Here is a 20734-nt window from a genome sequence, read left to right as displayed (position 1 = left end):
TCGGGCCGTTTCCCGCCGGTGCGGGGAACGGCCTCGCCCTTGCCGTTTTTGCGCTAAGACTGGAGTCCCCAGTCGCAGCAACGGCGCGCCTTGACCGACCCAGCGATCATCCCCCGGCGAACCTGGCGCACCGTCCTGGTCCTGGCCGCCGCCGCCCTGGTCCTGGTCATGGCGCTCGCCTATGCCGGCCGCCGGATCATCGCCCGCGAGGCCCTGACCGGCTGGCTGCGGTCCCAGGGGGTGGAGTCGCAGGTGGCCTTCTCCACCTTCGGTCCAGGCGGTTTCACCGGGACCCTGCGCATCGGTCCGGCCGCCCACCCCGATCTCACCGCCCAGGTGGCCGAGGTCCGCTACGGCCTCACCGGCTGGTGGGCGGGCAAGCCCTTCGGGGCCACGGTCACCTCGATCCGCCTGGCCAGCCCGGTGATCCACGGCCGCTGGAAGGCCGGCCGCCTCAGCCTTGGCGAGCTCGACCCCCTGATCGAGACCCTGCGCAAGCGCCCGCCGCGCCCCGACACCCGCCAACCGGCCATCACCATCGAGAACGCCCGCCTGCGCCTGGACACTGACTATGGTCCGCTGCTGGCTCGGGCCGCCGCCCGGCTGGATGACGGCCGCCTGCTGCGCCTGGACGCCACCTTCGCCCCCACCGAGCTCAAGGGCGCCGACCGCGCGGTTCGTCTGGGCCCCGGCGAGCTGCACCTGGTGACCGCCGGCGACCAGGTGGTCTCGGCCCTGGAGGTCAGCGTCCGCGACCTGACCCTGGGCCAGATCGCGGCCCGGGACGCCACCCTGCGGCTCACCGCCCGCACCGCCTATCCCGACCTGAAACGGAAGCGTGGCGACGGCGGCCTGACCCAGACCCTGAAGGTCCAGGCCCGCCAGGTCAGCTACGGCGCGACCCGGATGCAGGACGCCAGCCTGCAGGCCAGCTTCACCGGCCAGTCCGCAGGCTGGATCGACACCCTCTCGGTGACCGGCGACGGCGCCGCGACCCTGGGGGCCGCCCGCGCCGAGCTGGCCGGCGCCCAGGTCCGCGCCCTGCGCGTCGCCGCCGACGTGAAGGGCCTCAACTGGACCCGGCGGGGCGGGGACCGGGTCGCCGCGGGCCTCGCCGCCCGGATCGCCGCCGAGGCCCTGACCCGCGACAAGCTCGCCCTGACGCGGCTCGCCGGCGACCTGCGCGGCTCGGCGGTCCTGGCCGCCAAGGGGGGCGACCTGGCCCTGGCCGGCGCCGTCTCCACCCACGGCGACTGGTCGGGCCTGGGGCCCGCCAGCGACAAGGACGCCCCTGAGATCGCCGCCCTGAAGCGCGCCGCCCGCAGCTTCGGCGCCGCCACCCAGGGGCTGTCCCTCACCGCCCGTGACGGGGGCCTGACCCTGGCCCTGACCGCCCCGCTGGTGGTGCGGCCCGCCGCAGGCGGCCAGGCGGTCCTCCGCGCCCTCGGCCGCGCGCCGCTCTACGCCCGGGGCGGCGGCGCCCTGGACCTGAAGGTCGACGGCGGCGGCCTGCCGCAGCTGGATCTCGCGGTCGACCGCTACCGCCTGACCCCTGGCGGCCTCACCGCCCAGACCCGCCTGAGCGCCGTCACCGGCGTCGGCCCGGTCCGCGACGGCCACGTCACCGCCCAGGGCGAGCTGCGGTTGACGGGCGGGGCCCTGGCCTTCACCGCCAGCGGCTGCGCCCCGGTCTCCGGCCGGCTGGAGCTCGGGACCAACGACGTCGAAGCTGTCGCCGGCGAGCTCTGCCCGACGGCCGCCCCACTCTTCACCCTGGCCCACGGCGACTGGCGCATCCGGGCCGCCGCCAGGGGCCTCTCGGCCAAGGTCCCGTTCCTGCAGGCCGCGCTCAGCGCGGGCGCCGGCGGCCTGGACCTGGGGACGACCAACGGCCGTCTGGCCGGAACCCTCGACCTCGCCGCCGGTGAGCTGGCCGACACCAGTCCCGACCGCCGCTTCCATCCGGTCCGCGCCACCGCCACCGCCCGGGTGGCCGGCGAGGTCTGGCGCGCCCAGATCGCCGCCGCCGATCCCGCCGGCCACGCCCTGGGCCGGGGCGACCTGACCCATGACGGCGCCACGGGGGCCGGCGCGCTCACCTTCGACACCGGGACGCTGGTCTTCGCCGAGGGCGGCCTGCAGCCGGCGGCCCTCTCCCCCCGCGCCGCCCTGGTGGGCGCCCCCGCCGTGGGCCAGGCCCGCTTCCACGGCGAGGTGGCCTGGACCAAGACCGGGTCCGCCAGCGGCGGGGTGCTGGACATCCCAGGTCTCGATTTCCGCAGTCCGGCCGGCCAGGTCACCGGCCTGGCGGGCCAGGTCGTCTTCACCAGCCTCGCCCCGCTCACCGCCGCCCCCGGCCAGCACCTGACCGCCCGCAGGATCGACGCCCTGGCCGGCCTGACGGAGGCGGAGGTGACCTTCGGCATCGCGGCCGAGGCGGTGAACGTGTCGGCGCTGGACCTCGCGCTCGGCGGCGGCCAGGTGCGGCTGGAGCCCTTCAGTCTGCCCTTCGCCGGCGGCCAGACCTGGAAGGGGGCGATCACCTTCACCAACGTCCAGCTTTCCGACCTGGTGGAGGCTTCGCCCTTCGCCGCCCGCATGGACCTCACCGCCAAGGCCAGCGGGACCATCCCCTTCCTGGTCACCCCCGACGGGGTGCGGGTGTCCGGCGGGACCCTGCACGCGGTCGGTCCCGGCCGCCTGTCGATCCGCCGAGACGCTCTGAGCGCGGTGGCCGCCGACGGCGCCGTGGCCGCGGGTCCGCTGGGGGACAAAACCCCGCCGCCCACCACCGACACCTTCACCGACTTCGCCTACCAGGCCATGGAGAACCTGGCCTTCCAGAGCCTGGACGCCCAGATCAACAGCCTGCCCAAGGGCCGGCTGGGGGTGCTGTTCCATATCAAGGGGGAGAACGCGCCCCCGACCCATCAGGAGATCTGGCTGACCCCGCAGGAGGTGCTGACCCGCAGCTTCCTGAAGAAGAAACTGCCCCTGCCCTCGGGCACCAAGGTCGACCTGACCCTGGACAGTTCGCTGAACCTGGATCAACTGCTGGGCGACTTCGCCGAGTATCAGAAGCTACGCGGTTCAGACCCCGTTCAGCCGCCGACTGGGACAACCCCCAAATGACGCCCCGGAGATGACGCCCATGCCACCTCGATCCCTCGCCGCCCTGGCGTTCGCCGGCCTTGCCCTGACAATGGGCGGGTGCGCGACGGTGCATGTGGATGTGAAGCCGATCACGATCTACGCCAAGCTCGACGCCGATGTCCGCCTGCGGCTGGACGACGACGTCAAGGCGCTGATCAAGCAGAATCCGGACCTGTTCTAGGGGCCATGACCATGACCTTCCAAAAGATGCTGATCCCCGTCGCCGCCATCGTCGGGACGATCATCGCCGGCCCGGCCTTCGCCGCCGGCGCCAAGGCCACCGTCGACGCCGCCAAGTCCGCGGGCGTCGTCGGCGAGCAGAACGACGGCTTCCTGGGCTTCGTCCAGGGCGAGGGCGATCCCGCCGTCCAGGCCGCCGTGGCCGAGATCAACGCCGGCCGCGCCCAGCTCTACCGCCAGGCCGCCGCCAAGAACGGGGTGACTCCCGAGGCGGCCGGCGCCGCGGCCTATGCCAGTGTCGTCCAGCTCAAGCTGCGCCCGGGCGACTACTACCAGACCCCCGAAGGCGCCTGGGTGCAGAAGTAGCCGACGCCATTCCCGCGGTGGGGTGACGTCTACGGAAACATGCCGCTTGGCGCGGCGGCGGCCGTTCCGATAGAGAGGGGAGGTTCGCGACGGGCTGGAACCGGCCGCGCGAGGCTGGAGGGGAGATGGCTGACCGCAACGTCGCCCGGTCGACGGACCGCTTTGAGAAGAAGCGCGACGCCATCCTCGACGCCTCCACCGTCATCCTCAACACCCAGGGGGTGAAGGGCCTGACCCTGGGGGTGGCCGCCGCGGCCGTGGGTCTGTCCACCACCAGCGTCACCTACTATTTCAAGCGCAAGGACGACCTGGCCGCCGCCTGCCTGATGCGCGGTGTCGAGTGGCTGACCCAGGCCGCCGAGACCGCCCTGCAGGAGCCCACCCCCACCCAGCGCCTGCGCCGCCTGCTGGACCTCTATCTGGAGCGCCTGCGGCTGACCGCCACCGGGGAGCTGCCGCCCCTGCCGGTGCTGTCGGACATCCGGGCCCTGAACAATCCGCGCCGCACCGAGGTGTTCGACGCCTTCATGAAGCTGTTCCGCAAGGTGCGGAACCTGTTCGAGGCGCCGGAGCTGGCCTGGCTGGGCCGCGGCCGCCGCACGGCCCGCACCCACATGCTGATGGAGCAGCTGTTCTGGGCCGCGGCCTGGCTGCCGAAATACGACCCCGAGGACTATGGCCGCATCGGCGACCGGATGTTCGACATCCTCACCGGCGGCCTGGCCATGCCCGGCGCCGAATGGGCCCCGGCGCCCGCGCCCCTGGCCGAGCTGGCGGCGCCCGACTCCGGCGAACTGGGCCGCGAGACCTTCCTGCTGGCCGCCACCCGCCTGATCAACAGCCGCGGCTACAAGGGCGCATCGGTGGACAAGATCTCCGCCGAGCTCAACGTCACCAAGGGAAGCTTCTACCATCACCACGAGGCCAAGGACGACCTGGTGGTGGCCTGCTTCGACCGCACATTCGAGGTGATGCGCCGGGTCCAGCGCTTGGCCATGAGCCTGCCGGGAGACCAGTGGGCCAAGCTCTCCAGCGCCGCCGCCGCCCTGGCCGAATACCAGCTGTCCGAATACGGCCCGCTGCTGCGCACCTCGGCCCTCTCGGCCCTGCCCGAGGCCATGCGCGAGGAGCAGGTGGCCCACTCCAACCGCGTCTCCGACCGCTTCGCCTCGATGATCTCCGACGGCATCGCCGAGGGCTCCATCCGCCCGGTGGATCCCTTCATCGCCGCCCAGATGCTCAACGCCACCCTGAACGCCGGCGCCGAGCTGGGCTTCTGGGTGCCGGGCGTGACGCAGAAGGCCGCGCCCTCGGTCTTCGCCCGGCCCCTGCTGATGGGCATCTTCGCCCGGTAAGCGTGACAGCCGGAAGTGGACGCCGGTTCCGGCGCCCGTCACGCGCCAAGCAAGATGCGATTCAGGACAGCTTGCCGGTCTCGCTGGCCGGTTCGCCCTCGTTCACCAGGTCGGCGGCCGCCGCCAGCTGGCGCAGGGATTCGGCGTGGCCCTCGCGGGTGATGCGGTAGCCGTTCATGAAGATCACGCAGAGGCCATAGAGCACCACCAGGACCGGGACGTAGATCATCCCCAGGCGGGCGATGATCGCCGGGTCCACCTCGCCGGGCTTGGCGCCCTGCGGGAAGGCGGCGGCCTTGAGCAGCATGGCCGAGGTGAAGATGCCGATGCCGGTGACCGCCTTGGCCACGAAGGCCGAGGCCGCGAAGAACAGCCCCTCCGACCGGCGGCCGGTCCTGAGCTCCGAGTCCTCCACCACGTCGGCGATCATCGAGGAGGTCAGGATGTTGGCGGTGATGGTGGCGCCGGTGGAGATCACGTTCTGGGCGAACAGCAGCGGGAAGAGCAACGCACTGCCGTTCTCGGGGAACAGCCCCAGCAGGCGCAGGACGATCGGCGTGCAACCGACGGTGAGCCCGATCAGCAGCAGGGTCATGGCCGAGCGCTTCTTGCCGAACCGCCGCGAGAGGGCCGGGGCCGCGGCGAAGGCGAACAGGGCCGAGGTCAGGCTGGCGAAGGTGAACAGCGCGATCTGGGCCGAGCTGAACTCCCAGAAGAAGGTCGTGAAATAGAGGCTGATGGACAGGGTCAGGCCGCCGGCCATGGCGGCGAACAGGTTGGCGGTGAGGATGCGCAGGAAGGACCGGTGGGACAGGGTGCCGAACATCTCCCGGGCCAGGGTCGACAGGGAGAGCTTGCGGTGCGGCGCCTCGCGCAGGAACGGGATCTGGCTGTGGGTGCCGCCGGCCGAGACCAGGATGGCCAGCAGCATCAGCAGGGCCGCGGCGATCCCGTAGTGGGCGTAGCCCTCGACATTGAGCTGGCCCACCTTGTGGCCCGCGTCGGGGCGCAGGAAGATCTTCAGGGCGGCGAAGTACATCGCCAGGCCGCCGATCCAACCGAACAGGAAGCGGTAGCTGAGCAGCTTGGTGCGCTCGTCGTAGCCAGTGGTCAGCTCGGCGGCGAGGGCCGAGGACGGGATCTCGTAGCAGGTGATGAAGCTGCGGATCAGGATGGCCGTGCCGATCAGGTAGAAGAACAGGCCCTGGTGATCCAGCGACTTGGGCGGGTTCCACAGCAGCAGGTAGGAGACCGCCACGGGGATCGCCGCGGCGTACATGAACGGGTGCCGCCGTCCCCACCGCGAGCGCAGATTGTCCGACAGCTGGCCGACGATGGGATCGAGGAAGGCGTCGACGAACAGGGCGATCATGATCGCCAGCCCCACCGTCTGGGCGGGCAGGCCCATGACCTGGTTGTAGAAGATCAGCAGGAAGTAGGAGAAGCCGTTGTCCTTCACCCCGAAGGCCACCGAGCCGAAGCCGTAGAACAGCTTGGTGGGCAGGCTCAGCCGGCGGTCGGTTTGAGGTCCTGGTACGGCCTGCGTCATTGTTCCTCCGGGACTTCTGTTCTGTTCTGCAAACCTAGCCCGGTTTTGGGGAAGCGTCTCTAGACGCTGGAGGCCCCGTCGACGACCGGCCGCGCCTCCTCGATCCGGGCCCGCTCGGCCACCGCCGCGGCCGCCTCGAGGGTGGCGACATTGGAGGCGTGGCGGGTCTCGTCGATCTTGTAGGGCAGCAGGACGGCGATGGAGAGCAGGCTCATGCCGGTGTTGATGGGCAGGAAGATCAGGGCCAGGCGGCGCATGATCTCCGGGTCCACGGTCCCGGCCGCCGCGTGGGTGGGGAAGGCCACCACGGTCAGCAGCACCCCCGACAGGAAGACCCCGATGCCGCCGGTGAACTTGGGCAACAGGCCGTTGGCCGCCAGCAGCAGGCCCTCGGAGCGGACCCCGGTCTTGACCGCGGCGTCCTCCACCACGTCGGCGATCATCGAGGAGATGATGATGAAGCCGGAGATGGCCAGGGTGGTGGCGATGAAATAGTCCACCAGCAGCAGGGTCAGCACCAGGCCGCTGTCGGTGGGCGCCAGGTTCAGCAGCTTCAGCGACAGGGGCACGGCCGAGGTGAAGACCGAGCAGACGAACAGCACCAGCATCGCCCGCTTCTTGCCCCAGATCCGCGCCGCCGGGCCGGCCACGGCGACGCCGGAGACCGAGGCCAGGACCCCGGCCATGGAGATGAAGGAGATCGAGGCGGCGCTGACCCCCCAGAGCTCGATGTAGAAGTACTGGCTGAGCGCGCCGGACAGGCCGCCGGCCACGCCCGAGCAGAGGCCCGAGATCATCACCACCACCAGGGAGCGGTTGCCGATGGTGCCCAGCACCTCCTTGACCACCTGGCTGAGGGGGACCTGGCGGACCGGCGGCTGGTAGAGGCCCTTGACGTGGCGGTGGGTGCCGAGCGCCGAGACGATGATGGACAGCGCCATCACCCCGCCGGCCAGAATCCCGAAATTGGCGTAGCCGGTGCGGTTGAGGATGCCCCCCGCCGCCGGCGACAGGAAGACCTGGTAGAGCACCACGTTCATGCCCAGGCCGCCGACCACCCCGAAGAAGAAGCGGTAACTGAACAGGGTGGTGCGCTGGTGGTAGTCGCTGGTGAGCTCGGGGGCGAGCGCCGCCGAAGGGATCTCGTAGAGGCTGACGCAGAGCCGCAGCAGCACCAGCATGCCGATGACGAACACCCCTGTGGTGGCGGGGGGCCAGGTGGCCGGGGAGTTCCAGAAGGCGATGCAGGCCGCCGCGATCAGGGGCGCCGAGGCGTACATCAGCGGATGGCGCCGGCCCCACTTGGTCCGCAGTTTGTCCGACCATTGGCCGATGGCCGGGTCGATGATGGCGTCCAGCATCAGGGTCAGCATGATCGCTGTGCCCACCCACATGGCCGGCAGGCCGATGACCCGGTTCAGATAGGGCTGCAGCAGGGAGGAGGAGAGGCCGAGCGTGGCCACCCCCACGGCGATGGAGCCCACTCCGTAGGACAGCTTGGTGGACAGGCCGAGCCTCGGCGCTTCTCGAAGGGTCGGTATGTCGTCTGACAAGGTGGCGCTCTTGGGCTTGAGGGGCGGGAGGGCTAGGCGGTGCGAATCGGCGGCAGGTTAGGGCGGGAACGCCGTGCGTCGATCATGACCTCACCCGCGTGGGGCGATAGGCGCCGCGCCGCCGGCCACGCCGGGCAGGCCGCCAATCTGGTCGTCGGCGCCCGACAGCTCGGCCAGCGCCGCGGCGTCCTTCAGCTTGGTGAGGTTGGACTCGTGGGTCGCCTTGTCGATCTTGAAGGCGAACAGACAGAGGATGGCCGTGCCGTAGAGGGCCGTGGCGATGGGCAGGTAGATCAGGGCCAGTTCCCGCAGGATGTCGGGGTCCACCTGGCCGCGCTTGGCGTTGGCGGGGAAGTTGACGAAGGCCAGCAGGCTGCCGGAGACGAAGATCCCCATGCCCGAGACGATCTTCTTGAACAGGTTGTCGGCGGAGAACAGCAGGCCCTCGGAGCGGCGGCCGGTCTTGACCTCGGCGTCCTCCACCACATCGGCGATCATCGAGGAGAGCAGGACCCCGGTGGCCACGGCCATGGCGCCGTTGAAGAAGGTCTCCACGAAGATGATGTAGAACATCGCGTCCGAGCCCGGCGGCGGGGCGATCCCCATCAGGGTGATGGTCAGCGGGGTGATGCCGGTGGCGAGCGCCCCGGTGAACAGGGTGATCGCCGCGCGCTTCTTGCCGAACAGGGCGCCCGCCCGGGGCGCCAGCATGACGCCGGCGACGCTGGCGGCCACGCCAACGATGGTCAGGATCGAGAGCTGGCCCTGGGTCAGCTGGAAGAAGTAGAGGGCGAAATAGAGCTCCAGCCCGTTCTTCAGGCCCATGGCCACGGCGATGAACATGCCGGCCACCGCGGCCACCACGAAGGAGCGGTTGTTGAGGGTGGCGGCCACTTCGCGGGCCATCAGCCGGAAGCCGATCTTCCGGACCGGCGGCTGGCGCAGATAGGGAATCTGTTTGAAGGTCCCGGTGGTGGAGACGATGATCACCGTGAAGATCAGCAGGGCGGCGAACAGCGAATAGCCGAAATAGCCCGCCCGCTCGGTGATGCCGCCCGAGCCGTCCGGCCCCTCCTTCATGAACACCTGATAGACCATCAGGGTCATGCCCAGGCCGCCCAGAACCGTGAACAGGCCGCGGATTGCGATCAGGCTGGTGCGCTCGTTGTAGTCATGGGCCAGTTCCGGCGCGAGGGCCGAGGAGGGCAGTTCGAAGAAGGTGTCGAACAGCCGGATCACCAGCAGGCAGGCCAGCATGTAGCCGAACAGCTCGCCCTGGCTCCAGCCGCTGGGCGGGTTCCAGATCAGGAAGAAGGCCACGCTGACCGGCAGGGCCGCGGCGTACATGAACGGGTGGCGCCGGCCCCAGGGCGAGCGGAAGTTGTCGGAGATCTGCCCCACCAGCGGGTCGCAGAAGGCGTCGAAGATGAGCGCGATGAAGATGGCCGTGGAGACCATCTGCGGCGGCAGGCCCACCACCTGGTTGTAGAAGATCAGCAGGAAGGTCGACAGGCCGCGCGCCTTCACCGCATTGGCCACGGCTCCCAGGCCGTAGAGCACCTTGGTGGTCATGCCCACCGGAGGCCGCGCCCCCGCCGGGAGTCCGCGCGTCATCGGCGCAGGAGAGCCGCGATCCACCTTGTTCCTCCCGCCGCGTGGCGACGCCCGCGGCCTTGTTATCATCTTGCTTGGAACGAACCGTGCGGGAGGCCCGCCATGCCGTCAACGGCTTTGATCTTACAGTTCTGACACATTGCAAGCCCTTGCCTGCCAAGGGTTTGCCACCCCCTCCGCCGGTGCCGCCGGCCGCGTTCGCGACCTGTTCCGGCGGCCGCCTTTCGAGGACCGGGGATGGCGGGCGCGCCGCGCGCGGCGCGCCCGATCGCCCCTACCAGCGGTACTGCAGCTCCACCCCATAGGTCCGCGGCGGGACCAGGACATAGGTGCGGTTCAGGTTGTAGACCCCGCTGGCGTTGAAGCCGGTCTGGCGGGTCGCCGACAGGGTGTCGAAGTCCTGCTCGTCGGTCAGGTTCTTGCCGTAGAGGATCACGGTGTAGCGGTCGGCCGCGTCCTTCCAGGCCAGGCGCGCGTCGATCTGGCTGCGGGCCGGGGCCTCGTAATAGGGGCGGTCGAAGATCGAGGAATAGACCTTGTCGCGCCACACATAGCTCACCGAGCCGGTGATCGAACCCGGCTCGAACTCCCAGGTGTAGTTGGCGTTGAAGCTGATCTTGTTGCGCGGCGCCACCGGCAGGTGGTTCCCCGACAGGTCCTGGCCCCGGGAGTTGGGGGCGCCGGTGATCGGATCGACGGCGGGCAGGGCGCCGGCCGGCTTGGCGCCGGGCTGGGCCGCGGCCGGGTCGGCCCCGTCCTGGATGCAGCAGGACTCCCGGATCGTGGCGTCCAGGTAGGAGTAGTTGAACAGGATCTGCAGGTTGTTGATGGGCTGCCAGATCGTCTCCAGCTCGATCCCCATGCTGCGGGCCTTGGGGATGTTGTAGAAGATCGAGGTCAGCGGCCCCACCGCCGGCTGGGTGCTCACCGGCACCTGGGCGTCCTGATAGTCGTAATAGAAGGCCGAGACATTGGTCTGCAGCGAGCCGCTCCAGTCCTTCTTCAGGCCCAGTTCGTAGGCGTTCACGTGCTCGGAGTCGGTCTCCGGGAAGGCGGTGATGGTGCCGGAGTTGAAGCCCCCTGCCTTATAGCCGCGGCTGTACTTGGCGTAGCCGAGGGTGTTGCTGTCGGGCTGCCACTCCAGGCCGAGCGTGCCGGTCCAGGCGTTCCAGGTGTCGTAGAGTCCCCGCCGGCGGATGCCGGTGGCCGTGTCGGTGACGGCCGGGCCGACGACGCCCTTCTGCGGATCGGTGACCCCGGCCGGGCGGTTCCCTGAGAAGGTCGAGGTGGTGATGTCCAGCACCGGGGTGAAGGAGCCCAGGATGCGGGGGTCCACCGCCGCCGAGCAGCCGAAGCAGAACAGCCGGCCGGCCTCCACCCCCTTCTTCTTGTCGGCGGTGTAGCGCAGGCCCGCCGTCAGTTTCAGGGTGTCGGTGAACTGCCAGTCGACCTGGCCGAAGGCAGCCTGGGACCAGGCCTCCATCGACTGATCGGTGTAGTAGATGATCCGCTTGGGATTGGCCGCGGCGGCTGACGGCGTGGCCAGCTCGGCCTGGTCGGGCAGGGTGATCTGGTAGGGCTGCTTGTACTTCTCGTTGTAGAGATAGGCGCCCAGGATCCACTGCACGGGGCCGTCGCCCGTCGAGGCCAGGTTCAGCTCGTGGCTGAACCACTCCTTGTTTTCCTTGTACAGGCTGACGACGTTCGGGCGCGCCACCAGCGGCCGGCAGATCCCCGCGGCCACGTAACCCGGGTTGCAGGCGGCCGGCGAGGTGATCCCGGGGTTCAGCGGGATCGTGTAGGAGAGCAGGGCGGTGCCGTCGAAGTCGCTCTGCAGGGCGTACTTGTAGTGCTGGAATCCGCCGATGTACTTCAGGTCCGCCCCGTCGAAATGATAGGTGAGGTTGGCCTGGAGCTGGCTGGAATAGTCCTCCAGCTTGTTGAAGGTCTGGGCGTTGGTGGAAAACGCGGTCAGGTCGCCGGTGGTGACGAAGGATCCGTTCCGCGCCGGGCCCAGGGCTACGACGTTCTGGCCGAAGGCGAAGCCGTAGCCGACGCCGGGCGACAGGCTGCCCGGTGTGATCAGGGCGGTGTCCAGCGGGGTCAGGCTGCCGCCGGTGCGCCCGCCGGGCGCCGAGCGGTTGTCGTACTTGCTCTTGGCCGCCTTCAGCCAGAAGTCGGCGTGTTCGCCCAGGTCGCCCTCGAGCTGGAGCTCGTAATAGCTCTCGTCGCGGATGTCGCCCTCGTCGGGCCCGCCGGCGATATTGTGGAACCAGCCCTTGTCCTGCTTGGTCATCGAGGCCCCGAGGCGGTAGCGCAGGCCCTCGGTGATCGGGCCCGAGACCGTGCCCTCCAGGACCCGTCGATCGTAATTGCCGTAGCTGCCGCGGATCTCGCCGGAGAAGTCGTCGGTGGGGCGCTTGGATATGGCGTTGATCGCCCCGCCGATGGAGTTGCGGCCATAGAGCGTGCCCTGGGGTCCGCGCAGCACCTCCACGCGGTCCACGAACAGCGGCGAGCGGCCCACCTCGACGGTGGAGGAGGTGTAGACCCCGTCCACATAGGTGGCGACGCCGGGCTCGGAGGCCAGGTTGTTGGTCAGGCGGCCGATGCCCCGCAGGCTGATGCGGTCGTTGCCGGCCGAATAGGCCAGGCCCGGGGTGAAGTTGGTGATGTCCTGGACGCTGCTGATCCCGATCAGGTCGCGCCGCTCCGAGGTGAAGGCCGAGACCGCCACCGGCACGTCCTGCAGGCTCTGCTCGCGCTTCTCGGCGGTGACCACCAGCTCCTCGATGGTGGTGGCGCCGCTCTGGGCCTGGGCCCCGCCGGCCATGGCGACGGACGCCAGGGCGGTGGCCGCCAACAATTGGAATCTATGATGCATCCTAGGAATCCTCCCCCTGTGGCTCTTCGGCCTAACGCGGTGGCCGCGTCGTCTTCGAACTTGCGGTACGCATTCCGCTCCGTCAATCTCTGACGTGGGGGTCAATTCACGAGGGGATGTGGGTCGATCCACCTCGCGAGGCTGGAATCTTTCGAAGTTCGGGTTCGTGAGTTCCGGCGCCGGATAACCTGTTACGCCTTATGAATCCTAGGAATGGGTACTGTCTGGCCGAGTTCGGCGCGCCCGCGGCCAAGTCCGCCGGGGCGGCGCGCGCGCGGTTCAAAAAAACCAGCGTTACGCCAAATTCTCGCGCCGTGGCGGCCCCGCGCCGGGCTTCGCAGGCGCCCCGCCATTCTTCGAAGAATGGGTTTGCGCGGGCGATGGGGGAGGCCCATTCTGGACATGGGGAGCGCCCGATCGGGCCGTGGGGAAACGCATATGGACCGCCTGAAGACCAAGATCGCCGTCATCACCGGCGGCTGCTCCGGCATCGGCCTGGGGACGGTGGAGCGCTTCGTGGCGGAGGGCGCCAGGGTCATGGTGGGCGACATCGACGACGCGGCCGGCGTGGCGCTCGCGGCCCGCTTCGAGGGCCAGGTCGCCTATCGCCACTGCGACGTGACGCAGGAGCGCCAGATCGAGGCCCTGATGACCGCCTGCGCGGAGATCTTCGGGGGGCTGGATATCCTGTTCAACAACGCCGGCGCCGGCGGCTCTCCCGCCCGGCTGGAGGACATGACCGGCGAGGCCTGGGATCTCAGCCAGACCCTGCTGCTGCGCTCGGTGGCGCTCGGCATTCGCTACGCCCTGCCGCACATGAAGGCCCGTGGCGGCGGGGCCATCGTCAACACCGCTTCCATCGCCGGGACCCAGGCCGGCGCCGGGCCGATCGCCTATTCCGTGGCCAAGGCCGGCGTCATCCACCTCACAAAGGTCGCCGCCGCCGAGCTGGCCCGCGACGGGGTGCGGGTGAACGCCATCTGCCCGGGCCTGATCCTCACCAACATATTCACCCCCAGCTCGGTGATGCCCGTGGGCCTGGCTGAGATGGTCAAGCAAGGCATGGCCCAGACCGCCCCGGACGCCCAGCCCATCGCCAAGCCGGGTCTGCCGGAGGATATCGCCAACGCCGCCCTGTTCTTCGCCAGCGACGAGAGCGCCTTCGTCACCGGTGTCTCCATGCTGGTGGACGGCGGCATGCATGTGGGGCCCCGCACCGCCTGGGATCCCGCCCTGCGCGCCGAGCGCACGGCCCAGATGGAGGCCCGCCGCGCGGCCTTCGAAGCCGGACAGGCCGAGGCCGCCCGGCAGGGGTGAGCCTTCGCAAGTGCGGTGAACGCGGCGCTCGCCCCTGCGGACGGGTCTGGCCGTCCGGCCTCGGGCGCGCTCCGGATCTGTTGGGAAGTCCCGCGCTCACGGCTTTGCAGCCCATCCCAGGCGTCGGAAACGCGCGAAATGCGGGCAGGTCCCCCCGTCATCCTGCTTTGCTGCTGTGCAATATGACGCCGATCGCGGGCGATCCCGCCAGATAGCGCTGCTTTCCGATTGCCGAGCTGATCGGGCCGTCCCCTCCTGAAGGCGACACGCGGGACAACGAGGTTCCGCGAGGGCCCGAGAGGGCCGCCGACGGTGATCGTCGGATGGATGGACAACGACGTCCGGAGAGGCCGCTCAGCGGCTTAGCCGGGCGTCTTTTTTTTGGCCTTGGGGGATTGAGGCATGACGAGAACCAAGACGAGGCTGGCCCTGGGAACGGGTGTCGCGGCCCTGCTCTGGGCGGGGCTGGCCCAGGCGCAGACCGCCGATCCACCGACGGCGCCGGACCCGACGACCGAGGCGCCCGCCGAGCCGCCGATGCCGCCGGCGCCCGAACCGACGCTGAGCGACCAGATCGCGGCCGGCAGGCTGCTGCTGGAGGTGCGCGCCCGCTATGAGACCGTCGACCAGACCCGCACCGCCGTGCTGCGCGACGAGGGCCAGGCCTTCACGGTTCGCACCCGGCTCGGCTGGGAGACCGCCGACTTCAGGGGCTTCAAGGGCCTGATCGAGTTCGAGGATGTCCGCCAGATCGGGCCCGAGCACTTCGCGGTCAACGTGCCCGGGGCGGCCACCCCACCCCTGAACGGCGCCGACAAGGCCCGCTATCCCATCATCAACGATCCCGACGTCACCGAGCTGAACCGCGCCCAGCTCACCTGGACCCCAAGCGCCGCCCTGCAGGTGACCGCCGGGCGCCAGCGCATCCTGCTGGACGACCAGCGCTTCGTCGGCAATGTCGGCTGGCGTCAGGACGAGCAGACCTTCGACAGCGTGCGCGCCGACGTCGCCCTCGGCCGGGTCAAGGCGACCTACGCCTATGTCACCCACATCAACCGTATCCTCGGCGAACTGAAGGACTGGGACAGCGACAGCCACCTGCTGAACGTCACCTGGTCCCCCGCCGAGGCCCTGCGCCTGCAGGGCTTCGTCTACGCCCTCGACTTCGGCAACTCGGCGATCAATTCCTCCATCACCAAGGGAGTGAAGGCCTCGGGCAAGACCTGGCTCGGCCTCTACCAGGTCGCCTACAACGCCACCTACGCGGTGCAGAGCGAATATCACGGGAACACCGCGCCCTTCGACCTGGCCTATGTGGGCGCCGACCTGGCCGGGACCTTCGACATCTACACCCTGAAGGTCGGCTACGAGTCCCTGGAGGGCGACGGCGTCCGGGGCTTCACCACGCCGCTCGCCACCGTGCACGCCTTCCAGGGCTGGTCGGACGCCTTCGTCTCGGCCGGCGGCAACAAGAGCTTCGCCGACGGCATCGAGGACAAGAACCTCAGCTTCAACGCCAAGCCGCGGTTCAAGAAGACCTACCTGTTCAACAGCGACATCCTGGTCCGCTACCACGACTTCGACGACCAGAGGACTGGGGCCGACCTCGGTCACGAGTGGGACGTGCAGGTCACCGCCGCCATCACGCCCAAGCTGTCGATCCAGCTGAAATACGCCGACTTCCAGCGCGAGGCGGCCGTCCCGATCGGCACGCTGGCGCCGCCGCCCTCGCGCGCCAAGGCGTGGCTCACCCTCGAATACAAGCTCTAGGGGACTTGCAGATCATGACCCACAAGACCGACTCAGGCCTGACCCGCCGCAACGCCATCCTGGCCGCCACGGCCACCCTGGCCGCCGCCAAGTCCGCCTTCCCGTCCGGAGCCCATGCCGCCTGGGCCGGGCCCGAGGTGGCCAAGGCCCGCCTGGGCTTCATCGCGCTGACCGACTCCTCGCCGATCATCATCGCCAAGGAGCGGGGCCTGTTCGCCAAGCATGGCCTGCCCGACGTGGAGGTGGTGAAGCAGGCCTCCTGGGCCGCGACCCGCGACAACCTGGTGCTGGGCTCCGGCGGCGGGGGCATCGACGGCGCCCATATCCTGTCGCCCATGCCCCTGCAGTTCACCCTGGGGGTCCAGACCGGCGGCAAGCCCCTGCCCATGTACATCCTGGCCCGGCTCAACACGAACGGGCAGGCCATCTCTGTGGGCAATGACCTGAAGGCTGTGAAGGTCGGGCTCAACGCCGCCGGGGCCAAGGCCAAGTTCGCCCAGCTCAAGGCCGCCAAGAATCCGGCCAAGATCGCCATGACCTTCCGGGGCGGGACGCACGACCTGTGGATCCGCTACTGGCTGGCGGCGGCGGGCATCAATCCGGAGACCGACGTCTCCACCATCGTCATCCCGCCGCCCCAGATGGTGGCCAATCTGAAGGCGGGCACGCAGGACGCCTTCTGTGTCGGCGAGCCCTGGAACGGCCAGACCGTGAACCAGAAGATCGGCTACACCGCGACCACCACCAGCGAGATCTGGATGAACCACCCGGAGAAGGCGCTGGGCATGCGCGCCGACTGGGTGGACCGCTATCCGCGCGCGGCCCGGGCGCTCACCGCCGCGGTCCTGGAGGCCCAGATCTGGTGCGACAAGATGGGCAACCGCCCGGCCATGTGCTCCATCGTCTCGGGCCGGCAGTACGTCAATGTGCCCATGGGCGACATCCTGCCCCGGCTACAGGGGACCATCGACTATGGCGACGGCCGCAAGGTCACGGGGTCGCCCCACACCATGAAGTTCTGGGCCGATAACGCCAGCTTCCCCTTCAAGTCCCACGACCTGTGGTTCGCCACCGAGAACGTCCGCTGGGGCGTCCTGCCCCAGGCCACCAACACCAAGGCCCTGGTCAACAAGGTCAACCGCGCCGACATCTGGCGCGCGGCGGCGGCCTCCATCGGCCAGGCCGCGCCAGCCGCCGACAGCCGGGGCGTGGAGAGGTTCTTCGACGGCAAGGTCTTCGACCCCGCCAACCCGGCCGCCTACCTGGCCAGCCAGCCGATCAAGAAGCTGGTCTAGGGGGCGAGGCGATGAGTTTCCCCAAGCCCGCCTTCACCCCCAGCGAGCCGATCGCCGTGACCCTGCGCGAACCTCCGCCCAGGCCCCTCGCCGGTCTGGCTCGCCGCGCCGGCGCCGCCGCGGCGGCCGTCCTGCCGCCGGCCCTGACCCTGCTGATCATCATGGTGGTCTGGCAGCTGCTGTGCGGCGACTCCTACGAGGGCCTGCCCTCGCCCTCGCGCATCTGGTCGGAGTCCCGCGAGCTGATCGTCGATCCGTTCTTCGACCGGGGCGGCGTCGACAAGGGCCTGTTCTGGCACATCGCCACCAGCCTCAAGCGGGTGGCGCTCGGCTTCTCCATCTCGGCGGTCTGCGGGGTGCTGCTGGGGGTGCTGATCGGCGCCAACCGCTGGGCCCACCGGGGGCTGGATCCCATCTTCCAGGTGCTGCGGACCGTGCCCCCCCTCGCCTGGCTGCCGATCTCCCTGGCCGCCTTCCACGAGGCCAACCCCTCGGCCCTGTTCGTGATCTTCGTGACCTCGATCTGGCCCATCGTCATCAACACCGCCGTGGGCGTGCGCAACATCCCCGACGACTACGTCAATGTCGCCCGCGTCCTGCGGCTGTCGCCGGTGGAGTACTTCTTCAAGATCCTGCTGCCGGCCACCACCCCCTACATTTTCACGGGACTGCGCATCGGGGTGGGGATGAGCTGGCTGGCCATCGTCGCCTCCGAGATGCTGCTGGGGGGCGTCGGCGTCGGCTTCTTCATCTGGGACCAGTACAACGCCTCCCGGATCTCCGACATCGTCGTGGCCCTGGCCTGGGTAGGCCTTACCGGCTTCTTCCTCGACCGGGTGGTGGCTCTGGCCGGCCGCATTGTCTCGCGCGGCAGCGCGCTCAGCTAGGGAATCCGACCATGGCCAAGGCCTATCTTTCCATCGAGGGCGTCGGCGTCACCTTCCAGAAGGGGGCGAGCCGGTCCGAGGTGCTGCGTGACATCAACCTTCAGGTGGACCAAGGGGAGTTCGTCTCCCTCATCGGCCATTCCGGCTGCGGGAAATCCACCCTGCTCAATGTGGTGGCCGGCCTGATCCCGGCGACCACCGGGGCGGTGATCCTGGACCGCGAAGCGGTCGAGTCGCCGGGTCCCGAGCGGGCGGTGGTGTTCCAGAACCACTCCCTGCTGCCGTGGCTGTCGGTGCAGGAGAATGTCCGCCTGGCGGTGGACAAGGTGTTCGCCGGCAAGAAGTCCGCCGCCGAGCGCCGCGACTGGACCCTGCACAACCTGGACCTGGTGAAGATGACGGAGGCCCGGGACAAGCGGCCCTCGGAGATCTCCGGCGGCATGAAGCAGAGGGTGGGGATCGCCCGGGCTCTGGCCATGCAGCCTAAGGTCCTGTTGCTGGACGAACCCTTCGGCGCCCTGGACGCGCTCACCCGCGCCCACCTGCAGGACAGCGTCATGGAGATCCAGACGGCGCTGAGGAACACCGTCCTGATGATCACCCACGACGTCGACGAGGCGGTCCTGCTGTCGGATCGCATCGTGATGATGACCAACGGCCCGCGGGCGACCATCGGCGACATCCTGGCCGTCGACCTAGCCCGGCCCCGCGACCGCCTCGCCGTGGCCGGAAACCCGACCTATGTCGGGGCCCGGGCCTCGGTGATCGAGTTCCTCTACGCCCGGCGCGCGGCCTGACGCCGGTCAGGCCGTCAGCATCACCTTGCCCACATGGGCGCCGCCCTCCAGGTGGGCGTGGGCCTTGCCAGCCTCGGCCAGCGGGAAGGTGGCGTCGATGCGGGGGCGGATCTTGCCGGCCTCGATCCAGGGCCAGACCGTCGCCTCCACGGCGGCGGCCAGGCGGGCCTTCTCGTCGGGCGCCCGGGGCCGCAGGGTGGAGCCGGTGATCACCGCGCGCTTCATCATCATCCGGCCGATGGGCAGGGTGACCTCGCCGCCCCCCTGGCTGGCGATGAAGACGATGCGGCCGCCGGTCTTCAGGGCGTCCAGGTCCTTGGCGAAATAGTCGCCGCCGACCATGTCGAGGATGACGTCGCAGCCGCCCTCGCGCTTGGCGACCTCGGCGAAGTCCTCGGCCGTGGCGTCCACCGCCACGTCGGCCCCCAGGGCCTTGGCGGTGGCCGCCTTGTCGGCCCCGCGGGCCGTGGCGATCACCTTGGCGCCGGCGGCCTTGCCCATCTGGATGGCCATGACCCCGATCCCCGAGGTGGCGCCGTGCACCATCAGGGTCTCGCCGGCCTTCAGGCCGCCGTGCTCGAACACATTGGCGAAGACGGTGAAGACCGTCTCGGGCAGGGCCGCGGCCTCCAGCAGGGACAGCCCCTTGGGGATGGGCAAGGCGTGCCTAGCGTCCGCCACCGCGTATTCCGCATAGCCGCCGCCCCCCAGCAGGGCGGTGACCTGGTCGCCGGCCTTCCAGCGGCCCGCGCCGGTCACCACCTCGCCGGCGACCTCCAGGCCCATGGTGTCGGGAGAGCCGGGGGGCGGCGGATAGAAGCCCATGCGCTGGATCAGGTCGGGGCGATTCACGCCGGCGGCCGCCACCTTGATCAGGATTTGGCCGGGGCCGGGCTCGGGGCGGGGAATCTGCACGGCCTTCATGTCGGCCGCCGATCCCTTGCCACCCTCCACGGCGATCGCCGTCATGCTCGATTGGCTCATGGTGTGGCCTCCCCGGTCTTGCGCGCTGATGTCGTTGGGGGTTCAGATAGGCGCAGAAACGGAACCGGCAAAGGGAGGTCTTCAATGGAAGAACCCGCAGAGGTTCGGATCGGCCTTGGCCAGGGGCTCGCCGATGCGGTTCGCGAGGACCTGGAGCTCTATGGCGTGGCCGAACTCGAGGAGCGGATCGAGACGCTGCAGGGCGAGATCGTCCGCTGCCAGGCGCAGATCCAGAAGAAGCGGGCGGGGCGGGAAGCCGCCGACGCCCTGTTCGGGACGAAATCCGGTTAGTCGAATTCGGGGTGGGGGCGTTCTGTCGCACGCGTTTGGCTCTTGGCACGGCGGTTGCAACGGCTAGGACCAGACGGCGCATCTGTGCGCAGACGAATTTGTCAGGGACTGTAAGTTCATGAGCGACGGGACTTTGCCGGCGGGAGCCTGGCGGGCGGACGTGATCCAGGACTTCGCCCGTTCGGAACTCTTCGACCGCACCTTCCAGGAGGGCATGGACCTCGTCGAGGAGACCGCCGGCTATCTGGACGGCTCCGGTCGACAGGAATCCAAGCTGCTGGGCCGCAACGCGGCGCTGGCCTATGCTGGCGAGAGCATGCGGCTCACCACCCGGTTGATGCAGGTGGCCTCCTGGCTGCTGGTGCAGCGGGCCGTCCGCGAGGGCGACATGCCCCCCGAGGGCGCCTGCGACGAACGCTACCGCCTGGGCGCCGAGGATGTCTGCCGGGCGCCGCCGGAGACCAACGAGGACCTGCCCAGCGGCCTGCTGCTGCTGCTGGACCGCTCCGAGCGCCTCTATGAGCGGGTCCGTCACCTGGATCGCCGCATGTATGTCGAGGACACCGACGTCGAGACGCCGAACCCGGTCCAGACCCAGTTCGACCGCCTGCGCACCGCCTTCGGCGGCTAGATATCCTCAGGTGAAGGCCTCCGCCCGGCGGAGGCCCTTCGCCCATCACCAGACAGCAAAAAACGCCGCGTGATCCACGCGGCGTTTTTCGTGACCCAAGTCGCGCGC

At 69.6% G+C, this 20734-nt stretch carries 16 protein-coding genes; 11 read left to right on the top strand and 5 right to left on the bottom strand.

Annotated elements, in window-relative coordinates; genetic code table 11:
* Nucleotides 1-90: 90 nt before the first annotated feature.
* The 4 genes from ACO06I_RS14825 to ACO06I_RS14810 all read left to right on the top strand — a co-directional run bounded on the left by ACO06I_RS14825 (nucleotide 91) and on the right by ACO06I_RS14810 (nucleotide 5054).
* Entirely contained in the window at nucleotides 91-3132 is a 3042-nt protein-coding gene (locus tag ACO06I_RS14825; RefSeq protein ID WP_421933332.1) for an intermembrane phospholipid transport protein YdbH family protein, read from the top strand.
* Between the two features lie 19 nt (nucleotides 3133-3151).
* On the top strand, nucleotides 3152-3334 hold the full coding sequence (locus ACO06I_RS14820) for a YnbE family lipoprotein (protein ID WP_421933331.1): 183 nt from the start codon (nucleotides 3152-3154) through the stop codon (nucleotides 3332-3334).
* A gap of 11 nt (nucleotides 3335-3345) precedes the next feature.
* Complete coding sequence (locus ACO06I_RS14815; RefSeq protein ID WP_421933330.1) at nucleotides 3346-3699, top strand: YdbL family protein; 354 nt, start codon at nucleotides 3346-3348, stop codon at nucleotides 3697-3699.
* A 125-nt stretch (nucleotides 3700-3824) separates the two neighbouring features.
* A complete protein-coding gene (locus ACO06I_RS14810; RefSeq protein WP_421933329.1) occupies nucleotides 3825-5054 on the top strand; it encodes a TetR/AcrR family transcriptional regulator in 1230 nt (409 codons plus the stop codon).
* 61 nt (nucleotides 5055-5115) lie between these two features.
* On the opposite strand, the gene ACO06I_RS14805 is transcribed toward ACO06I_RS14810, so the two are convergent.
* From ACO06I_RS14805 to ACO06I_RS14790, 4 genes are all read right to left on the bottom strand, one after another.
* A complete protein-coding gene (locus ACO06I_RS14805) occupies nucleotides 5116-6603 on the bottom strand; it encodes an MFS transporter (protein WP_421933328.1) in 1488 nt (495 codons plus the stop codon).
* 59 nt (nucleotides 6604-6662) lie between these two features.
* Complete coding sequence (locus ACO06I_RS14800; RefSeq protein WP_421933327.1) at nucleotides 6663-8156, bottom strand: MFS transporter; 1494 nt, start codon at nucleotides 8154-8156, stop codon at nucleotides 6663-6665.
* Nucleotides 8157-8246: 90 nt separating this feature from the next.
* Complete coding sequence (locus ACO06I_RS14795; protein ID WP_421933326.1) at nucleotides 8247-9770, bottom strand: MFS transporter; 1524 nt, start codon at nucleotides 9768-9770, stop codon at nucleotides 8247-8249.
* A 274-nt stretch (nucleotides 9771-10044) separates the two neighbouring features.
* Nucleotides 10045-12654, bottom strand: a complete 2610-nt coding sequence (locus ACO06I_RS14790) for a TonB-dependent receptor (protein ID WP_421933325.1) — start codon at nucleotides 12652-12654, stop codon at nucleotides 10045-10047.
* A gap of 438 nt (nucleotides 12655-13092) precedes the next feature.
* On the opposite strand from ACO06I_RS14790, the gene ACO06I_RS14785 reads away from it, so the two are divergent.
* The 5 genes from ACO06I_RS14785 to ACO06I_RS14765 all read left to right on the top strand — a co-directional run bounded on the left by ACO06I_RS14785 (nucleotide 13093) and on the right by ACO06I_RS14765 (nucleotide 18720).
* Nucleotides 13093-13971 (top strand): SDR family NAD(P)-dependent oxidoreductase, encoded by an 879-nt coding sequence (locus ACO06I_RS14785; RefSeq protein WP_421933324.1) that lies wholly within the window; start codon nucleotides 13093-13095, stop codon nucleotides 13969-13971.
* 402 nt (nucleotides 13972-14373) lie between these two features.
* A complete protein-coding gene (locus tag ACO06I_RS14780) occupies nucleotides 14374-15741 on the top strand; it encodes an alginate export family protein (protein ID WP_421933323.1) in 1368 nt (455 codons plus the stop codon).
* 14 nt (nucleotides 15742-15755) lie between these two features.
* Nucleotides 15756-17036 (top strand): CmpA/NrtA family ABC transporter substrate-binding protein, encoded by a 1281-nt coding sequence (locus ACO06I_RS14775; RefSeq protein ID WP_421933322.1) that lies wholly within the window; start codon nucleotides 15756-15758, stop codon nucleotides 17034-17036.
* A gap of 11 nt (nucleotides 17037-17047) precedes the next feature.
* Nucleotides 17048-17923 carry a nitrate ABC transporter permease gene (gene ntrB / locus ACO06I_RS14770; RefSeq protein ID WP_421933321.1) on the top strand — a complete coding sequence of 292 codons (876 nt, stop codon included), beginning with the start codon at nucleotides 17048-17050 and terminating at the stop codon, nucleotides 17921-17923.
* Nucleotides 17924-17934: 11 nt separating this feature from the next.
* Entirely contained in the window at nucleotides 17935-18720 is a 786-nt protein-coding gene (locus ACO06I_RS14765; protein WP_421933320.1) for an ABC transporter ATP-binding protein, read from the top strand.
* A gap of 6 nt (nucleotides 18721-18726) precedes the next feature.
* On the opposite strand, the gene ACO06I_RS14760 is transcribed toward ACO06I_RS14765, so the two are convergent.
* A complete protein-coding gene (locus tag ACO06I_RS14760) occupies nucleotides 18727-19704 on the bottom strand; it encodes an NAD(P)H-quinone oxidoreductase (protein WP_421933319.1) in 978 nt (325 codons plus the stop codon).
* Between the two features lie 84 nt (nucleotides 19705-19788).
* On the opposite strand from ACO06I_RS14760, the gene ACO06I_RS14755 reads away from it, so the two are divergent.
* Nucleotides 19789-19995 (top strand): DUF1192 domain-containing protein, encoded by a 207-nt coding sequence (locus tag ACO06I_RS14755; RefSeq protein WP_421933318.1) that lies wholly within the window; start codon nucleotides 19789-19791, stop codon nucleotides 19993-19995.
* A gap of 118 nt (nucleotides 19996-20113) precedes the next feature.
* Complete coding sequence (locus tag ACO06I_RS14750) at nucleotides 20114-20626, top strand: DUF1465 family protein (protein WP_421933317.1); 513 nt, start codon at nucleotides 20114-20116, stop codon at nucleotides 20624-20626.
* The last annotated feature ends 108 nt before the right edge of the window (nucleotides 20627-20734 follow it).

This window comes from Phenylobacterium sp., from assembly GCF_965229015.1.
Classification (GTDB): Bacteria; Pseudomonadota; Alphaproteobacteria; order Caulobacterales; family Caulobacteraceae; genus Phenylobacterium.
The sequence above is the reverse complement of the archived record's forward strand: the minus strand, read 5'-3'. Positions and strand labels throughout refer to the sequence as shown.